Source organism: Lelliottia amnigena (assembly GCF_019047465.1).
Taxonomy (GTDB): Bacteria; Pseudomonadota; Gammaproteobacteria; order Enterobacterales; family Enterobacteriaceae; genus Enterobacter; species Enterobacter amnigenus.
Genome location: NZ_CP077236.1, coordinates 3,545,251 through 3,562,565 on the forward strand (window position 1 = coordinate 3,545,251; position 17,315 = coordinate 3,562,565).

18 protein-coding genes are annotated in these 17,315 nt (G+C 52.4%); 7 read left to right on the forward strand and 11 right to left on the reverse strand.

The window, feature by feature from the left end; all coding sequences use genetic code 11:
* Nucleotides 1-8: 8 nt before the first annotated feature.
* On the reverse strand, nucleotides 9-1,196 hold the full coding sequence (locus I6L74_RS16640; RefSeq protein WP_059178254.1) for a CynX/NimT family MFS transporter: 1,188 nt from the start codon (nucleotides 1,194-1,196) through the stop codon (nucleotides 9-11).
* Nucleotides 1,197-1,295: 99 nt separating this feature from the next.
* Here I6L74_RS16640 and I6L74_RS16645 point away from each other — a divergent pair, with 99 nt between their 5' ends.
* Nucleotides 1,296-2,087 (forward strand): AraC family transcriptional regulator, encoded by a 792-nt coding sequence (locus I6L74_RS16645; protein WP_059178253.1) that lies wholly within the window; start codon nucleotides 1,296-1,298, stop codon nucleotides 2,085-2,087.
* Here I6L74_RS16645 and I6L74_RS16650 read toward each other — a convergent pair.
* Nucleotides 2,071-2,517, reverse strand: coding sequence for a DUF441 domain-containing protein (locus I6L74_RS16650; protein WP_012017062.1), 447 nt, complete (start codon nucleotides 2,515-2,517; stop codon nucleotides 2,071-2,073). The genes I6L74_RS16645 and I6L74_RS16650 overlap by 17 nt on opposite strands.
* A 380-nt stretch (nucleotides 2,518-2,897) precedes the next feature.
* Here I6L74_RS16650 and yoaI point away from each other — a divergent pair, with 380 nt between their 5' ends.
* The gene (yoaI, locus tag I6L74_RS21470) at nucleotides 2,898-3,002 is read left to right on the forward strand and encodes a small membrane protein YoaI (RefSeq protein ID WP_096759518.1); all 105 of its coding nucleotides are present in this window, start codon (nucleotides 2,898-2,900) and stop codon (nucleotides 3,000-3,002) included.
* Between the two features lie 23 nt (nucleotides 3,003-3,025).
* Here yoaI and I6L74_RS16655 read toward each other — a convergent pair whose 3' ends face one another.
* Nucleotides 3,026-3,523, reverse strand: coding sequence for a YbaK/prolyl-tRNA synthetase associated domain-containing protein (locus I6L74_RS16655; RefSeq protein WP_059178252.1), 498 nt, complete (start codon nucleotides 3,521-3,523; stop codon nucleotides 3,026-3,028).
* Between the two features lie 150 nt (nucleotides 3,524-3,673).
* Here I6L74_RS16655 and I6L74_RS16660 point away from each other — a divergent pair, with 150 nt between their 5' ends.
* The gene (locus tag I6L74_RS16660; protein WP_059178251.1) at nucleotides 3,674-4,570 is read left to right on the forward strand and encodes a diguanylate cyclase; all 897 of its coding nucleotides are present in this window, start codon (nucleotides 3,674-3,676) and stop codon (nucleotides 4,568-4,570) included.
* Nucleotides 4,571-4,603: 33 nt separating this feature from the next.
* Here the strand turns inward: I6L74_RS16660 and I6L74_RS16665 are convergent, their stop codons facing one another.
* Nucleotides 4,604-5,887, reverse strand: coding sequence for a YeaH/YhbH family protein (locus tag I6L74_RS16665; RefSeq protein ID WP_059178250.1), 1,284 nt, complete (start codon nucleotides 5,885-5,887; stop codon nucleotides 4,604-4,606).
* Nucleotides 5,888-6,016: 129 nt separating this feature from the next.
* Nucleotides 6,017-7,951 carry a protein kinase YeaG gene (gene yeaG, locus I6L74_RS16670; RefSeq protein WP_059178249.1) on the reverse strand — a complete coding sequence of 645 codons (1,935 nt, stop codon included), beginning with the start codon at nucleotides 7,949-7,951 and terminating at the stop codon, nucleotides 6,017-6,019.
* 431 nt (nucleotides 7,952-8,382) lie between these two features.
* Between yeaG and I6L74_RS16675 the strand changes: the two genes are divergently transcribed.
* Both I6L74_RS16675 and I6L74_RS16680 read left to right on the forward strand, forming a co-directional pair.
* Nucleotides 8,383-9,129: a MipA/OmpV family protein gene (locus I6L74_RS16675; protein ID WP_059178248.1), complete on the forward strand. Its 747-nt coding sequence runs from the start codon at nucleotides 8,383-8,385 to the stop codon at nucleotides 9,127-9,129.
* A gap of 91 nt (nucleotides 9,130-9,220) precedes the next feature.
* On the forward strand, nucleotides 9,221-10,075 hold the full coding sequence (locus I6L74_RS16680) for an aldo/keto reductase (protein WP_059178247.1): 855 nt from the start codon (nucleotides 9,221-9,223) through the stop codon (nucleotides 10,073-10,075).
* Nucleotides 10,076-10,113: 38 nt separating this feature from the next.
* Here the strand turns inward: I6L74_RS16680 and I6L74_RS16685 are convergent, their stop codons facing one another.
* Both I6L74_RS16685 and gapA read right to left on the reverse strand, forming a co-directional pair.
* A complete protein-coding gene (locus I6L74_RS16685; protein ID WP_059178246.1) occupies nucleotides 10,114-10,998 on the reverse strand; it encodes a D-hexose-6-phosphate mutarotase in 885 nt (294 codons plus the stop codon).
* Nucleotides 10,999-11,077: 79 nt separating this feature from the next.
* Entirely contained in the window at nucleotides 11,078-12,073 is a 996-nt protein-coding gene (gapA, locus tag I6L74_RS16690) for a glyceraldehyde-3-phosphate dehydrogenase (RefSeq protein WP_012017070.1), read from the reverse strand.
* Between the two features lie 339 nt (nucleotides 12,074-12,412).
* On the opposite strand from gapA, the gene msrB reads away from it, so the two are divergent.
* Complete coding sequence (gene msrB / locus I6L74_RS16695; RefSeq protein WP_059178245.1) at nucleotides 12,413-12,826, forward strand: peptide-methionine (R)-S-oxide reductase MsrB; 414 nt, start codon at nucleotides 12,413-12,415, stop codon at nucleotides 12,824-12,826.
* Nucleotides 12,827-12,867: 41 nt separating this feature from the next.
* Nucleotides 12,868-13,143: a YeaC family protein gene (locus tag I6L74_RS16700; RefSeq protein ID WP_059178244.1), complete on the forward strand. Its 276-nt coding sequence runs from the start codon at nucleotides 12,868-12,870 to the stop codon at nucleotides 13,141-13,143.
* Nucleotides 13,144-13,226: 83 nt separating this feature from the next.
* Here the strand turns inward: I6L74_RS16700 and yajD are convergent, their stop codons facing one another.
* The 4 genes from yajD to sppA all read right to left on the reverse strand — a co-directional run bounded on the left by yajD (nucleotide 13,227) and on the right by sppA (nucleotide 17,217).
* Nucleotides 13,227-13,571: an HNH nuclease YajD gene (gene yajD / locus I6L74_RS16705; RefSeq protein WP_012017073.1), complete on the reverse strand. Its 345-nt coding sequence runs from the start codon at nucleotides 13,569-13,571 to the stop codon at nucleotides 13,227-13,229.
* Between the two features lie 61 nt (nucleotides 13,572-13,632).
* Entirely contained in the window at nucleotides 13,633-14,274 is a 642-nt protein-coding gene (gene pncA, locus I6L74_RS16710; RefSeq protein WP_059178243.1) for a bifunctional nicotinamidase/pyrazinamidase, read from the reverse strand.
* 10 nt (nucleotides 14,275-14,284) lie between these two features.
* A complete protein-coding gene (gene ansA / locus I6L74_RS16715) occupies nucleotides 14,285-15,301 on the reverse strand; it encodes an asparaginase (protein ID WP_059178242.1) in 1,017 nt (338 codons plus the stop codon).
* Between the two features lie 59 nt (nucleotides 15,302-15,360).
* The gene (gene sppA / locus I6L74_RS16720) at nucleotides 15,361-17,217 is read right to left on the reverse strand and encodes a signal peptide peptidase SppA (RefSeq protein ID WP_059178241.1); all 1,857 of its coding nucleotides are present in this window, start codon (nucleotides 17,215-17,217) and stop codon (nucleotides 15,361-15,363) included.
* Nucleotides 17,218-17,315 lie beyond the last annotated feature (98 nt).

The window sequence follows — 17,315 nt, forward strand, 5'->3', positions numbered from 1 at the left end:
TATCGTTTTTAGTCGGGCGCGATCTCTCTGTCGCGTCCGGCAAGCACACCACAAATAGCCATCACCACAGCTGCCAGTGCGCAGGCAATAAGAGGAATGCGCCAGTCTCCCGCCGCATCGTGAATTTTACCCATCAACGGCGGCCCGCATGCAGCCAGCAGATACCCCACCGATTGCGCCATTCCTGACAGCGCTGCTGCCTGGTGTGCTGATCCGGCACGCAGCCCGATAAAGGTGAGACCCAGAATCATGGTGGCCCCTGACCCAAATCCAAAAATTAGCGTCCAGAGTATCGCCTGATCTGGAACAAACCAGAACCCCGCCGCGCTGACCGCGCACAGTAATGCCGTGAATCCAGCGATGCCGCGTTGGTCTTTAAGCCGATGCAACACCAACGGAACGGCAAGACCGGGCGCAGCCGTCGCCAGTTGTAACAAACCATGCATGGAACCTGCCTGCGTTTCGCTGTAGCCGTGGCTGAGTAAAATCGCCGGAAGCCAGCCGATAATCACATAATAAATCAGCGAGTTAATTCCCAAAAATATCGTCACCTGCCAGGCCAGGGGTGAGCGCCAGATCCCTCGGTTATGCAGCGCACGCGCACCGCTTAACGAGGCGGTGTGTTTCTGACGCCACTGCGGGAGCCACAGGAGCAAAGCGAGAAGCGGAAAGATCATCAGCGCCAGAAGCGCTCCGTGCCAGCCCGCGCCGCTCAATGCCAGCGGTACAATCATGGCCGATCCCAACGCTGCCGCCGCGCCCATCGTCAGGGAATACGCGCCCGTGAGCTTTGCAACCTGGCCTGGAAAATCGCGCTTAATCAGGCCGGGCAACAGGACGTTCCCGAGGGCAATCCCGCAGCCGATCACTGCCGTTCCGGCAAACAACAGCGTGGATGAGGGCAGGGAGCGAATACCAATGCCTGCGCAGATCAGCAGCAGAGCGATAAACAGACTGCGCTCCATACCAATACGACGCGCCACGCCCGCAGCCAGAGGCGAAATCAGGGCAAACGCCAGCAGCGGCAGAGTGGTGAGCAGGCCCGTCTGGGCAGTGGTCAGGCCATAGTCGTGACGAATAGTGTCCAACAACGGGGCCGCACCGGTAAATGTCACGCGTAACGTCGTGGCGATCATCAGCATACCGGCGATCAGCAGCAGTCGATCTTTACCGGTGGAAGGGATGGCAGTAGTCATTATTTTCTCTTACCTCTTAACGAGTGCACACCATACCCGTTTCCCGTTGTGTTTGAATCAAGCTAAAATGACAGATTATCGCTCATATCGGACAACATTATGTTAGGTCTTGGACTCGACGGCTACGATCCAGACAGCCAGCACCATGCGGCAGTGGCGTTTCATATTCGCGTCGTGGAAGACGAGCAACGCATTCCGCGGCATCAGCATCGTAAAGGGCAATTGATCCTTGCCCTGCGTGGGGCGATTACCTGCGAAGTGGACAACGCCATGTGGATGGTACCGCCGCAATACGCGGTGTGGATACCCGGCCAGATCGTGCACAGTAACAAGGCAACGCCAGGGGCTCAGCTCTGTTTCCTGTTTATTGAACCCGGCGCGGTGACGCTACCGGATCGCTGCTGCACGCTTAAAATCTCTCCGCTGGTGCGCGAGTTAATCCTGACGCTGGCGAGCAAAACAGCGGGTCAGCTAGCGCTCCCCGCGACGTCCAGGCTGACGGATGTGCTCTTCGATGAAATCCCACAGCAGCCGCAGGAGCAGCTGCAGCTCCCTGTTTCACCCCATCCGAAAATCCGCATGATGAGCAACACGATGGCGGAGCAACCCGCCGAATGGCAGACGCTGGCGCAATGGGCCAGCCACTTTGCGATGAGTGAGCGCAATCTGGCGCGGCTGGTGGTGAAGGAGACAGGGCTCAGCTTTCGCCGCTGGCGGCATCAACTGCAGCTGATCGTCGCGTTACAATTGCTGATTAGCGGCAAATCGGTCCAGCAGGTGGCGCAGTCACTCGGCTATGACTCCACCACGGCATTTATCACGATGTTCAGGAAAGGACTGGGGCAAACGCCGGGGCGCTATATCGCCAGTCTGTCTACGACTTCCCGATAAACAGTGAAACCAGTCCGGCGGCAATTAGCGGACCAACAGGAACACCGCGGAACAGCGCCACGCCCAGAACGGTCCCGACCAGTAAACCGGCGACCAGAGACGGCTGGGAACTCATCAGCGTCACACCACGCCCGCCGAGCCACGAGACGAATACGCCCACGGCGATGGCGATCAGCGATTTCCAGTTCACAAAGGAGTGTAAAAGTGTGGATGCCGGTAATGTGCCGCTGGCGATAGGGGCCATCACGCCGATGGTCAGAATAATTATCCCGATAGTGAGGCCTTGTTTTTCTATCCAGGGGAAGAAGGTATTCAGCGGCGTGACGCGCACGATAATCAGCACCAGAATTGAAATCGCGACCGTGGTGTTGTGACTGATAAAGCCGAGTGCGGCCAGAGCCAGCAGGATCAGCAGGGTAGGGTCAAACATAAAGGGTTCCTTGCCAAAAAAAAGTAAGCCTGCTTACTTTACCTTCAACGGCGTGATTAAAAAGGCTTTTATCAAAAAATCAGTTTTATTTATGCCGTTGCCAGAAGATGCGTGATTAACACTTTCCCCGGTGCGCTGTCAGGAGGCTTTACTCAAAAAAGGGCTTTACCCGTTTCGATGTGGACATCAACGCCAGGGGACATGTTGCCGGGAAACCGGCCGGAATAAAGGAAATCGGCGTTGAGGTTGCGACGAGGAAGTTATTTTTTCCGGAATCGTTACTGCGGCCATATTTTTCATCAGAATGACCTGATAGTGTCATGCCGCTGTCATTAAGGGACAGTAAAAAGGATAGACAGAGCAAAAAAGGAGGAATCAATATGCACGATCAAATGTTTATTGAGACGCTGATTATATCGTCCTCATTTTTTACCATTGCGATGATTATTGTGGCTTCCGTGATATTTCTTGAGAAACACGACTGACACACGTGCCAGTCGTTGCAAGATTATCGACGAAAAGTCACCAACTCAGGTTGAGCAATTCGCAGGTAATCGGCGGTGTTCATAATCACTGATTTTTCGAGCAGTCCCGCGTTAAACGCAATTTCGTCGAAACGTTCAAACAGCAACGGATCGGCAACCAGCGTTAACTGCGGATGAAAGCTGAACGGTGGAATTGCACCAAAGACGCACGCGGTGAGGTTGTCGACTTCTGCCGGGCTGGCGAGCGATGCTTTACTCCCGCCAAAATGGCTGGCGAGTTGGCTCAGGTCTGCCTGCTGATCGGCAGCGAGAATGGCCAGAACGTGTCTGTTTACACCATGACCTTTGACTTTGCACACCAGCGCTTTTGCCCCCTGGCCCAAATCGGTACCGCGAATTTCACTCACCGCTTCGCATTTCCCCACGGCTTCATGCTCCACAACCCGAAATTGAGCGCCATGCTCCGTTAGCAGTGCGATCAGTTGCTGGTGGGTTGTTGTATCTTTTATCATTTCCGACATGGCTATATTGCTTGTGATATTTGAATACAGGACTCATACGTTAGCACAGGTTATTCATAAAAAACCAATTATAAATATACCTGCTCTGACAAAACTAAATACATAGTTCGTTACTCTTTGGCCAGTTATTAATTTGTGCCAGGAGTAGTGATGAATCGGAAATTCAAAGAGATTGATACGACCATTCGTGAGTTGAACCATTCGACGGATGCACATTTTAAATGGTTGGTAAATATACTACGGTTTGTTGCCCGGCGAGATGTTTTATTATCAGACCTGACGTGCGATGATGCACATAATTTTTGTGATTTTGGCTATTGGCTAAATACGCAATTACAAGATGATAAAGAGGGCAGGAATTATCTTCTTGATATTAACACTAAACACATTCATGTGCATAAGATGTGTCGCCAGCTTATAAAAACAATTGAGGACGGCGGACACAGCAATGCACCATTTGATGATTTCGAGACGGCACTACTGGTATTTTCAGCCTCAGTGTCTCGCTATAAAGGGCACTTGCTTCAACTACGTACCAGCTATGATGCGTTGACCGGTCTGCCCTTGAGGCGAGTCCTTGATGAGTCATTTGACAGCATGAATGACGAGTTGGGTGATGCGGGATTATATTTGCTTCTGTTGGATGTCGATCATTTTAAAAAGATTAATGATAACTACGGACATTTAACAGGAGATGCTGTTTTGCGGTCATTAGCCCTTAATCTGGAAAATAATATCCGGCGTGCAGAATCTGTTTATCGCTATGGAGGGGAAGAGTTTATTATTCTGCTCCAGGCCGGCAGTGACAGAGAGGCAACTGAGGCGGCAGAACGTATACGCCGGGTAATAGCGGCATCAGAGGCCGTAGCAGGCGATCACAGAGTTAAAATTACCTTTAGTTCAGGACTGACGCGTGTCAATCGTGGTGAAGCACTGCGAGAAGTGATGGAAAGAGCGGATGTGGCGCTTTATAAAGGCAAGCAGAGCGGAAGGAATTGCACGATCCTGATTAATAAAAACTTGGATTGTATTAATGTGAGTCATTAAGAAAACAGCCAGCAATCAATGCTGGCTGTTATATTATGTGTTGCTGGTACTCGATTGTTTGTGGAACAGTTCGCGGAACACCGGGTAAATATCGTCCTGATCGCGGATATGTTGCATAGCAAAGTTATCGAACATCGTTTGCAGATGCTCATACTCACGCCACAGCGTTTGATGCGCGCGGCGCGTAATTTCGATGTAGCTGTAATAACGCACCACGGGCAGAATTTTCTTCGCGAGGATTTCGTGACACAGCGGTGAATCGTCTGCCCAGTTATCGCCATCGGAGGCCTGAGCAGCATAGATATTCCACTGCGCCGGGTCGTAGCGTTCCTTAACCACTTCATCCATCAGCTTCAGCGCGCTGGAGACAATCGTCCCACCCGTTTCCTGCGAGTAGAAAAACTCATGCTCATCGACTTCTTTAGCCTGCGTGTGGTGGCGAATATACACGACATCGACGTTCTTATAGGTTCGGCTCAGGAACAGATAAAGCAGAATATAAAAACGCTTCGCCATGTCTTTGGTGGCCTGATCCATAGAGCCCGAAACGTCCATCAGGCAGAACATCACCGCCTGACTGGAGGGTTCCGCACGTTTCTCATAGTTCTTATAACGCAGGTCAAACGTGTCAATAAACGGCACTCGTTCGATTTTTGCGCGTAATTCAGCGATCTCTTTGCGGAGCCGTTCCTCTTCCAACAGCTGCGCAGGCTCAGTGTTCTCAACCGTTTTCAGGCTAAGTTCCAGCTCGTGCAGCTCACGACGTTTCCCTGCCGTCATCGCTGTGCGTCGGGCCAGCGAATTTTGCAGCGAACGGACCACGCTAATATTGGCCGGAACACCGTTGGCGGTATACCCCGCGCGGTGGGTTTTGTACTCGTTTAACTGACGGTGCTGATTTTTTTTCAGGTTTGGCAGCGCCAAATCTTCGAACAGCAGATCGAGATATTCATCTTTTGAGATCTGGAAGACAAACTCGTCCTGACCTTCACCGTCCTGACTCGCTTGCCCCTGACCGCTTCCGGACCCGCCACCGCCACCCTGTGGGCGCTCGATGCGGTCATTTTGCACGAAGTGATCGTTGCCCGGATGGACGCGATGGCGCAGGCCGCCACGTCCCTGATGGAACATCGGTTCGCTAATATCGTCCGTCGGGATTGAGACGGACTCGCCGCTATCAACATCGGTGACTGAACGTTTGTTGATGGCCTCGGAGATCGACTGTTTAATTTGCGATTTATAACGGCGCAAGAAGCGCTGGCGGTTCACCGTGCTCTTGTTTTTGCCGTTAAGACGCCGGTCAATAAACCAGGTCATAAGCCCCCCGTACTGCATTTGCCAACTTTATGCGGTCCCCGTAAGGCCGGAAAAACGGCGTCTGTCCGGCTTACGGTTTACCTATTTTGTTAGCCCGACAGCAGAACTGCCGGGCAATTTTCTGGACTGTTATGACGATTTACGCACGCGCAGATACCATTCACACAGCAAACGCACCTGCTTGCGGGTATAGCCTTTCTCCATCATGCGGTCGACAAAATCGTCGTGTTTTTTCTGCTCGTCGGTTGAGGTTTTGGCATTGAACGAAATGACCGGCAACAGCTCTTCGGTATTGGAGAACATTTTCTTCTCAATAACCGTGCGCAGTTTTTCGTAGCTGGTCCAGTTCGGATTACGTCCGCTGTTATGCGCTCTGGCACGCAGGACAAAGTTGACGATTTCGTTACGGAAGTCTTTCGGATTACTGATCCCGGCAGGCTTCTCAATTTTTTCAAGCTCTGCGTTCAGGGATTCGCGGTCAAACAGCTGACCGGTATCCGGATCGCGATATTCTTGATCCTGAATCCAGAAATCCGCATACGTGACGTAACGGTCGAAAATGTTCTGTCCGTATTCGGAATAGGATTCCAGATAGGCGGTCTGGATCTCTTTGCCGATAAACTCGGCGTATTTCGGGATCAGATAGCCTTTGAGGAACTCAAGATAGCGTTCTGCCAGCTCTTGCGGGAACTGCTCGCGTTCGATCTGCTGTTCGAGCACGTAGAACAGATGTACCGGGTTGGCCGCCACTTCAGCGTGATCGAAGTTGAACACGCGGGAGAGGATTTTAAATGCGAACCGCGTGGACAATCCGTTCATCCCTTCGTCGACACCGGCGTAGTCGCGATACTCCTGATAGGACTTCGCTTTCGGATCGGTGTCTTTCAGGCTTTCACCGTCATAGACGCGCATTTTTGAATAAATGCTGGAGTTTTCTGGCTCTTTCAGACGCGACAGAATCGAGAAGCGCGACAGGGTTTCCAGTGTCCCTGGGGCACAAGGCGCATGCACCAGCTCACTGTGGTTGAGCAGTTTTTCGTAAATTTTGATCTCTTCGGAGATCCGCAGGCAATAAGGCACTTTGACAATGTAAACACGGTCAAGGAACGCCTCGTTGTTTTTGTTATTTCTGAACGTCACCCATTCTGATTCGTTCGAGTGCGCCAGAATGATCCCGTTGAACGGCAGGGCAGAGATACCCTCTGTCCCGTTGTAGTTCCCTTCCTGCGTGGCCGTCAGCAGTGGGTGCAGCACCTTAATCGGCGCTTTGAACATCTCGACGAATTCCATCACGCCCTGGTTTGCCCGGCACAACGCACCGGAATAGCCGTAGGCATCCGGGTCGTTTTGCGCGTGGTGTTCCAGTTTACGAATGTCGACTTTACCGACCAGCGCAGAGATGTCCTGGTTGTTCTCATCACCAGGCTCCGTTTTCGCGATCGCAATCTGTTCCAGAATTGAAGGCCAGACTTTCACCACGCGGAACTTGGTGATGTCACCGCCGAATTCGTGCAGGCGTTTTGCCGCCCATGGCGACATGATGGTGCCCAGATAGCGGCGCGGAACGCCAAATTCTTTTTCCAGAATCTGCGCATCTTCCTGCGGATTGAACAGGCACAGCGGGTGATCGTTGACCGGACTGCGTTCGCCGTTGGCGCTCAACACATAAATCGGTACGCGCTGCATCAGCGCTTTCAGTCGTTCCGCCAGGGACGATTTACCGCCGCCCACCGGACCCAGTAAATAAAGGATCTGTTTCTTCTCTTCAAGGCCTTGAGCGGCGTGTTTCAGGTAAGAAACAATCTGCTCGATGGCATCTTCCATGCCGTAAAATTCTTCAAACGCGGGGTATCGTGCAACTACACGATTCGAAAAGAGACGGGAGAGCCGTGGTTCGAGCGCCGTGTCGACCATGTTAGGCTCACCAATAGCCATCAATAGCCTTTCTGCCGCATTAGCATAGGCACTGCGATCTTGCCGACAAATGGTAAGAAACTCCTGCAGTGTGAACTCTTCGTCCTTGGCAGCTTCGTAGCGCTGGCGATAGTGATCGAATATATTCATGGCATGCCGTCCTTTCGTTTTTAGCACAGGAAAAGAGCCGTTCGTATGAATAGTGGAGGCTCCTGGAAGAAAAACCGTCGCATCTCACTGTCTAAGCAGCAACCCGTGTGCCAGGTCTGACGCTCACAACCGCAGGGTGTTCAGGCATTCATCTTCTTAAAATTAAGCGTAGATGGCATTTGCAAAACTTGCATGCCTGCAAAAACTAATTTCAATGACATATCAATAACTCATCCGAATAATTAGCCGATGAAATAAGCATAAAATGTCAGGTTTCATCCAGGCGTCACAGAATTGAAAGGAGCCGGTCATCTTAAACAATGAAAATAATCGGTTAATCAAACTCATTAGCAGGCAAAAAATTTTGGGATGTTTAGCAAGGGCGGTTACACTTCAAGCGCTGATTATTTGACTACAGGAAAGAATGGATTGTGACCAAACTCAAACTTCTTGCATTGGGCGTTCTTGTCGCCACCGCTGCGAGCACCGTGCACGCTGAAGGTAAAATGTCCCTCGGCGCCGGCGTGGGTGTGATCAATAGCCCATACAAACAGTATGATCGTGACGTTTACCCGGTCCCGGTTATTACCTATGAAGGTGACAACTTCTGGTTCCGTGGTCTTGGCGGCGGTTACTATCTGTGGAATGACGAGGCGGATAAGCTCTCTGTCATGGCCTACTTTGATCCGATGCACTTTAAGCCGGGCGACAGCGACAGCCGCGCCCTACGCCAGCTCGATAAACGCAAAAGCACCATGATGGCGGGGCTTTCCTACGTTCATAACACCCAATATGGTTTCCTTCGCACCTCGATTGCGGGCGACACGCTGGACAATAGCAACGGTTTCATCTGGGATTTGGCGTGGCTTTACCGTTATACGAACGGCGGCCTGACGCTGACGCCAGGCATCGGCGTGGATTACAGCAGCGAAAACTACAACGACTACTATTATGGGGTGTCTCATAAAGAGTCGAATCGCAGCGGCCTGAAAAGTTACGATGCGGACGACGGCTGGAGCCCTTACCTGGAACTGACCGCGAGCTATAAATTCGCCAGTGACTGGAATGTGTACGCCACCACTCGTTATTCCCGTGTGAGCGATGAAGTTAAAGACAGCCCAATGGTCGACAAGTCCTGGTCCGGTCTGTTCTCAACGGGTGTGACTTACAGTTTCTGATTGCGCACTTATACAGTGCATTTTATGCATCACAACGGGGCGCTTGCGCCCCGTTTGTTTTACGGTGGTGCAGAGAAAACAGGAGAGACGAATGAGTGAAAAAATCGTGACCTTTGCCGAAGGCTTGACGGTCCCCGCGATTGGGCAGGGAACCTGGTACATGGGAGAAAATGCCAGTCAGCGTCGCAACGAAGTGGATGCACTGCGAGCGGGCATTGACCTTGGCCTGACGCTGATTGATACCGCTGAGATGTACGCTGACGGCGCCGCTGAAGAGGTGGTGGGCGAGGCAATCAAAGGCCAGCGCGAAAAAGTGTATTTGGTTTCCAAGGTGTATCCGTGGAATGCCGGCGGACAAAAAGGGATCGCCGCCTGTGATGCCAGCTTGCGCCGTCTTGGAACCGATCATATCGATCTGTACTTGCTGCACTGGCGCGGCAATTTTGGTCTCGATGAAACCGTCGAACTGATGGAGGCATTGCAGCAGCAGGGCAAAATTGGCCGCTGGGGTGTTTCGAATCTGGATTACGACGACATGCAGGAGTTGGCGAGCGTGACGGGCGGTACGGCCTGCGCAACAGACCAGGTGCTTTATCATCTGGCGTCTCGCGGCATTGAATACGATCTGCTTCCCTGGTGTCAGCAGCAGAACATGCCGGTTATGGCGTATTGTCCGCTTGCTCAGGCCGGGCGTTTGCGTTCGGGTCTGATGAATCATCCCGTCGTGAACGATATTGCTCGCAATCATCAAGCAAGTGCTGCGCAAATTTTGCTGGCATGGGTGATTAGCCATAAAGGCGTAATGGCGATCCCGAAAGCCGCAACTCTTGAACATGTGACGGAAAATGCGGGAGCGTTGAGGATTGCGCTTTCAGCGGAAGAGTTACTAAAACTGGATCATGCGTTTCCAGCCCCAGACCACAAAACGTCATTAGACGTGGTCTAACAGTTTCCCCCTCACTTTGCGGGTAAGGGGGACGATCGTTAGCGTTTCACGATCTTAATCGTCTGACCAAGACGAGACGGCTTGTCGGCGCTCGCTTTCTGCGGCGCAGTTACGCAAGCGGTTTCGACACATACGAACGTTTTGTAGCCATCATCCGGCACGTCCGCCATGCTGACAGACAGCGCTGGGCCAGGGTTCCAGCCCACTACGTTGCTGTGATGCTGGTGGATCACTTCAATCGCGCGGTTCAGCTTCGCATCGTGGATCACGCTGCACGCTTCTGGATTCAGATAAACGCGGTCAGTACGATCCGGGAAGGTCTGGATGCCATCACTCAGCTTGCCTTCTATCGCGTTATCCACTTTGTCGATATAGGTATCGCCAAGGCCGCTGACGTTGACCTCGGTAATGTCGCCGACGTTGAAATAGGTATGCAGAGCAGAGGCAGTTTCAAACTCACCGTGAGCTTCCAGTTCGATTTCGCAGGTTTTACCCAGTTTGAAGCGAGCAAACAGCGTGAAGTCATGCGGCCACAGCGCACGGGTCTCTTCGTTGCTTTGCAGTTCGAACGTCAGGACGGCACCGTTGTCATCTTCATTATGCGCTTTCAGCGTCCACTGCTGGTTACGGGCAAAACCGTGAGCGGGCAGACCCTGCTGAGCAGCAGGACCAAACCACGGCCAGCAAATCGGTACGCCACCGCGAATCGCCGCGCCTTTTTTGAAGGATGTTGCCGCGCTCAGCCACAGGCCTTCTTCTTCGCCTTCTGGTTTCCAGGAGAGCAAATGCGCACCGTTGAGCGCGACAGAAGCCTTAACGCGCGGGTGGTCGACAACGATGATATCCGCTTCATCAATCTGACGGCGGGAAAGCACAGGGGTAAGTTGTTCGACTACCGGAAGAGCAAAAATTTTGTGAATCATTACGCAATCCTCTGTCTTTTATTCAGAAATAAAAAAAGGCGACCGAAGTCGCCTTTTTGGATCAGATTCTCATCTCAACTTATTTGGAGATGTGAGCGATCAGGTCCAGTACTTTGTTAGAGTAACCTGTTTCGTTGTCGTACCAGGAAACCAGTTTCACAAAGTTGTCGTTCAGTGCGATACCTGCTTTAGCATCGAACACGGAAGTGCATACTTCGCCGTTGAAATCGGTAGATACAACGTCGTCTTCGGTGTAACCCAGAACGCCTTTCATTGGGCCTTCAGCAGCCGCTTTGATTGCTTTCTTGATTTCTTCGTAAGACGCTGCTTTTTCCAGACGAACGGTCAGGTCAACAACAGACACGTTTGGAGTTGGAACGCGGAATGCCATACCCGTGATTTTACCGTTCAGCTCTGGCAGTACAACGCCTACAGCTTTAGCAGCACCGGTAGAAGAAGGGATGATGTTCTGAGCTGCGCCGCGGCCGCCGCGCCAGTCTTTGTGAGACGGGCCATCAACAGTTTTCTGAGTAGCGGTAGTTGCGTGAACAGTGGTCATCAGGCCTTCAACGATACCGAAGTTGTCGTTGATAACTTTAGCCAGTGGAGCCAGGCAGTTGGTGGTGCAAGATGCGTTAGAAACGATATCCTGGCCAGCATACTTCTCGAAGTTTGCGCCTTTAACGAACATCGGGGTGTTGTCTTTGGAAGGACCAGTCAGAACAACTTTCTTCGCACCCGCAGTGATGTGTTTACGCGCCGTTTCGTCGGTCAGGAACAGACCCGTTGCTTCAGCAACAACGTCAACGTTAACTTCGTTCCACTTCAGGTTAGCCGGGTCACGTTCTGCGGTAACACGGATAGTTTTACCGTTAACAACCAGGTGGCCGTCTTTGACTTCTACAGTGCCGTTGAAACGACCGTGAGTTGAGTCGTATTTCAGCATGTAAGCCATGTATTCAGCGTCTAACAGGTCGTTGATTGCAACGATCTCGATGTCAGAACGTTCCTGAGCAGCACGGAAAACAATACGGCCGATACGGCCAAAACCGTTGATACCTACTTTGATAGTCATATATTCCACCAGCTATTTGTTAGTGAATAAAAGGTTGCCTGTAAAATTACAAAAACCTTACGCAGCGTCAAGCGGAATCGTGTCAATCATTGCGACAAATCAATCCTGCGCATAACCTTTGTGCGACTGACCGCCTCACTTTCCTTTTGAGCTAGCAACCACATGGGGGCTGCGCGCGGGATTTTAAAGGGCCATCAGGATAAATATGTGAGAAAGATCACAATTGGCTGACTGCTGAACCGCAACGCATAAGTTTAGAACAAAAGTTCACACTTCAGTGTTAATGTTTTGTTAGAATTCTCGGTAAAACGTGTCTGTTTCAACAGCGAGATATGAGCAATGTCGAATCAACATAACCCTGATGAACTGAAAAAAAATCTGACTGAAATGCAGTTCTACGTGACGCAGAATCACGGGACCGAACCCCCATTTACCGGGCGTTTGCTGCACAATAAGCGGGATGGCGTGTATCACTGTCTGGTGTGCGATGCCCCGCTGTTTAACTCACAAACAAAATACGATTCTGGCTGCGGATGGCCAAGCTTTTACGAGCCGGTGAGTGACGAAGCCATCCGTTACCTTACCGACTCCAGCCATGGTATGCAGCGCACCGAAATCCGCTGTGGGAACTGTGATGCGCACCTCGGGCATGTGTTCCCGGATGGCCCACAGCCAACGGGCGAGCGTTTTTGCGTCAATTCGGCTTCGATGAGCTTCTCAGACGATGAAAATGGCGACCAGACCAAAGGCTGAAGAAACGATTCAGCAAATTATTCCTTCAGAGCGGATTTTTCATGAATATCGATGACATGATCAACAGTATGACGCCAGAGGTTTATCAGCGTCTGGTGACGGCAGTTGAATTAGGAAAATGGCCGGACGGCGTGGCGCTGACGGCAGAGCAAAAAGAGAACAGTTTGCAACTGGTGATGTTATGGCAGGCGCGCAACAACAATGACGCTCAGCACATGACGATTGACACGCAGGGTCAGATGGTGATGAAAAGCAAGCGCGAGCTGAAAGAAGATTTTGGCATTACGCCAAAACCGATTGCGACCTTTAAATCCTGATCCCTCGCACGACTCAGCCAATATGGCAATCCCTCCCTCCTGAATGGTTTTCGACACGTGACGGGAGGGAGAGGCAGTCTGGGTTATTTCTTGTCAATCATCGCTTTTAGATTGGCAAACGGATTGTATTTCGCTTCACCCACGTCCTTCTGCGCATCTTCTCCTGCCACAACCGTTGAACCGTACAGATCCACTTCGGTGTATTTCGAATGCTCATGATCGTGGCAGTACAGGCACAACATCTCCCAGTTGCTGCCATCTTCCGGGTTATTGCTGTGATCGTGATCGATATGATGCACGGTCAACTCGCGCAAATTCGAATAGACGAATTCACGTGAACAGCGCCCGCAGACCCATGGAAAGAGTTTTAGCGCCTTTTCCCGATAACCGACTTCCAGCCGGGCATAATTTTTTGGGATAAAAGCCATACGACATACCTCATAGAAAAATGAAACAGCGATATCGTATTACGACACCGCGGATTAAACGTTAAGCCTGGGTCTCTTGCCAGTCCGCCAGCGTATAGAGCGTCGCGCCAGCCGTGGACATCTCCATAAATGCCAGCGCGCTATCCTGCGCGTTAAGATTCACGCCCCGACAGCCATCGGTAATGACGTTGACCCGATAACCGAGCTTTAGCGCATCCAGCACGGTGTATTTTACACAGTAATCCGTCGCCAGCCCCATCACAATCAGCTCGCCTACCTCATGATGACGCAGCCATTCATCCAGCGCAGTTTGCTGGCGATGTTCGTTATCAAAAAAGGCGCTGTAGCTGTCGATTAAGGGATTTTCGCCTTTATGAAACACCGCATCAATGGCGTGCTGATTGAGCAGCGGATGCAGCTGTGCGCCTTCCGTTTGCTGAACGCAATGATCCGGCCAGAGCGTTTGCGCCAGCCCGTCGAGTTCGCCTTGAGAAAACGGTTCCGCGTTATGCTGACTGGCAAAGCTGCCGTGATCCGCAGGATGCCAGTCCTGGCTCGCAACCACTGCCTCACCGCGCGCTTTACACCAGGCAATCAGCGCATTAGCCACATCAACGGTGCTGTCGCCTTCAGCGACAGCCAGTGCGCCGCCGGCGCAAAAATCATTTTGCAGATCGACCAGCAGCAGGGCTCGTTGTTTCATTAAAAACTCCTTATTCGTCCGGCGTCAGCTCGCCGCGCAGGTTTTGCATCATGGCCTTGCGCATCGCATCCACGTCCAGATCCTGACTGAGTAAATAGTGAAGTTTAGTCAGCGTGGCTTCGACCGTCATATCAAATCCGCTAATCACTCCGGCCTGAGCCAGCGCGTTGCCGGTGGCATAACCGCCCATATTGACCTTGCCAGACATGCACTGCGTCAGGTTAATCACCAAAATACCGCGCGCGCTCGCTTCCTGAAGCTCTTTCAGGAATTCACCGTTCTGCGGCGCATTGCCCACACCGTAAGAGCGCAGGATCAGCGCTTTGACCGGCTGACGCAGGAAGTTGCGCACCACGTCAGCTGAAATTCCGGGATAAATCGTCACCACGCCAATCGGCTGCGGGGTGATCGGATGGACAATCAATTCGCCCGCAGTGTGTGGGGCAGGCGGGGTGCCAAGGCGACGGATATGAATACCCGCTTCCAGCAGCGCTTGCAGATTTGGCGAAGCAAAAGCGTCGAACCCGTCTGCGTGGGCTTTGGTGGTGCGATTTCCGCGATACAGACGATTGTTGAAAAACAGCGTCACTTCGTTAATCGGGTAATTTGCCGCCACGTACAGGGAGTTCAGCAAATTGATCTGCCCGTCGGAGCGCAGTTCCGCCAGCGGGATTTGCGACCCCGTGACGATCACCGGTTTACCCAAATTCTCCAGCATGAAGGAGAGCGCGGACGCGGTAAACGCCATGGTGTCGGTGCCGTGCAGGATCACGAAACCGTCGTAATCGTCATAATGCGCTTTAATATCGTCCGCAATATGCTGCCAGTCTTCTGGCGTCATATCGGACGAGTCCATCAGCGGATCGTATTCGTGAATGGTGAAGTCAGGCATTTCCGGGCGATGGAACTCTGGCATCAGCGCGAGCTGGCGCTGCAGGTGACCGGAGACAGGGATATAGCCATTTTCTGAGCGCTGCATACCGATCGTACCGCCGGTATACGCTACATAAATCGATTTCTTCTGCATGATGGTGTGTTCTTAAGCTTCAAAGAAAAATCCCCCCTTCGTGAGAAGAGGGGACGAGGTTAGCGTACGTTTGCGCAGGTCAGGCAAAATGCGTAACGGTTTTGCGGATCGTTAAAGGCGGCGAGTTTGTCGCTTTCCCCTTTAACAACGCTCGCAGCGGTCGCCACAGGCGCTGGCAGATACGCCTGAATGGCGGCTGGCAGCATGGCGCGTACTGAACCGGACATCCCGTTCATGACCATATCAATAAACGTTGGCTCATCCTGGTAATACGCAATGTGCCACTGTTTCAGCTTCGCCAGCTCGGCGGCCTTCGCGACGGCGTCATCAAAATCACCCAGGCTGTCGACCAGACCGTTGCTTTTCGCATCCTGACCGGTCCAGACGTGGCCCTGAGCAATTTTATCGATCTGCTCTGGCGTTGACTTACGTGATTCCGCCACCAGCGTGATAAAGCGCTTATAGCCGTTCTCGATGGTCAACTGCATCATCTGCGACACTTCCGGCGGCAGCGATTTGGTCACAGACACATCGGCCAGTGGCGAGGTGGCAACGCCATCCGTGTGCACACCCAGATAATCCAGGCTGTTTTCTACGGTGTTGATCACCCCGAAGATGCCGATAGAACCGGTCAGCGTGCTTGGGTTTGCCACAATGTAGTTGGCTGGCGTGGAGATCCAGTATCCGCCGGATGCCGCCATACCGCCCATTGAGACCACGACCGGCTTGCCAGCAGCACGCGCCGCGGCCAGCTCAGCGCGAATCACTTCAGACGCACTGACGCTGCCGCCAGGGCTGTTGACGCGCAGAACAATCGCTTTCACTTTCGGGTCGAGGCGCGCTTCACGGATTTGCGATGCCGTGGTATCCCCTCCCACGTTGCCCGGTGTCTCTTCGCCATCCATGATGGCGCCATTGGCGAAGACCACGGCGACGCTATCACCCGTTTCGCTCGGCTTCTTCGTGGTGTAGTCATACAGGCTCACCGCGCTGTAATTCTTGTCTTCTTTGCTCCAGCCAAACTGTTTGGTCAGCGCTTTTTCGATATCTGCGCTGGATCCGAGCGTATCGACCAGTTTGTTATCCAGAGCATATTTTGCCGTATCGCCATCCACTTTTTGCAGCCCATCCAGCATCGCTTGCGCGCCCGGGAAGATTTGCTCAGGGGTGACCTGACGGTTAGCGGCAACGGTGGTCAGATAGTTATTCCACAGCTCGCCAATCCAGCGGCTGTCGGCTTCACGCGCGGCAGGAGACATATCGTCGCGAATAAACGGTTCAACGGCGGATTTATAGGTGCCGACGCGGAAGACATGCGTGGTCACTTTCAGCTTCTCGAGCAGCGATTTGTAATACAGGCCGTTCGTCGCAAACCCGTGCAAATCAACCGTACCCTGTGGGGAAAGCCAAATTTTGTTGGCAAAGCTCGCCAGATAATATTGCCCCTGGCTGTAGCTATCGCCCACCGCAATCACCGGTTTACCGCTGTCGCGGAATTCGCGCAGGGCTTTACCGATATATTGCATTGACGGCTGGTCGGCGCCGGCAAAGTTTTTCAGATCCAGAACGATCCCGGTGATGTTGCGGTCGTCTTTGGCCTGACGAATGGTATCAACGATATCGAACAGGGAGTTTTCCTGTAGGCGATCGGACGTCGCACCAAACAGCTGGCGACCAATCACCCCCAGACGATTACTGGCGGACGGTTTGTCGACAATCACGCCGGTGATATCCAGCAGCAGCGCGCCACGTCCGGAATTCTGCGCCTGGTTGCTGCTGCTGATGTGCATCCAGATGCCTACACAGACCAGAATCAGGAAGATGAAAAACACGTTCATCACCAGTTCGCGGACAAAATTGAGCAGCCGCCACGTCCATTTAAAGAAACCGGCAAAAATTCGCCAAAGGGTTCGCATGTGTACTCCCTAACCAGAAAATGACTGTTCCGTCGCGACTGGACGGCAATGTGGGCTTATCGTAATGACCCAACCGCCACTTGTCAGCAGGAATCGCC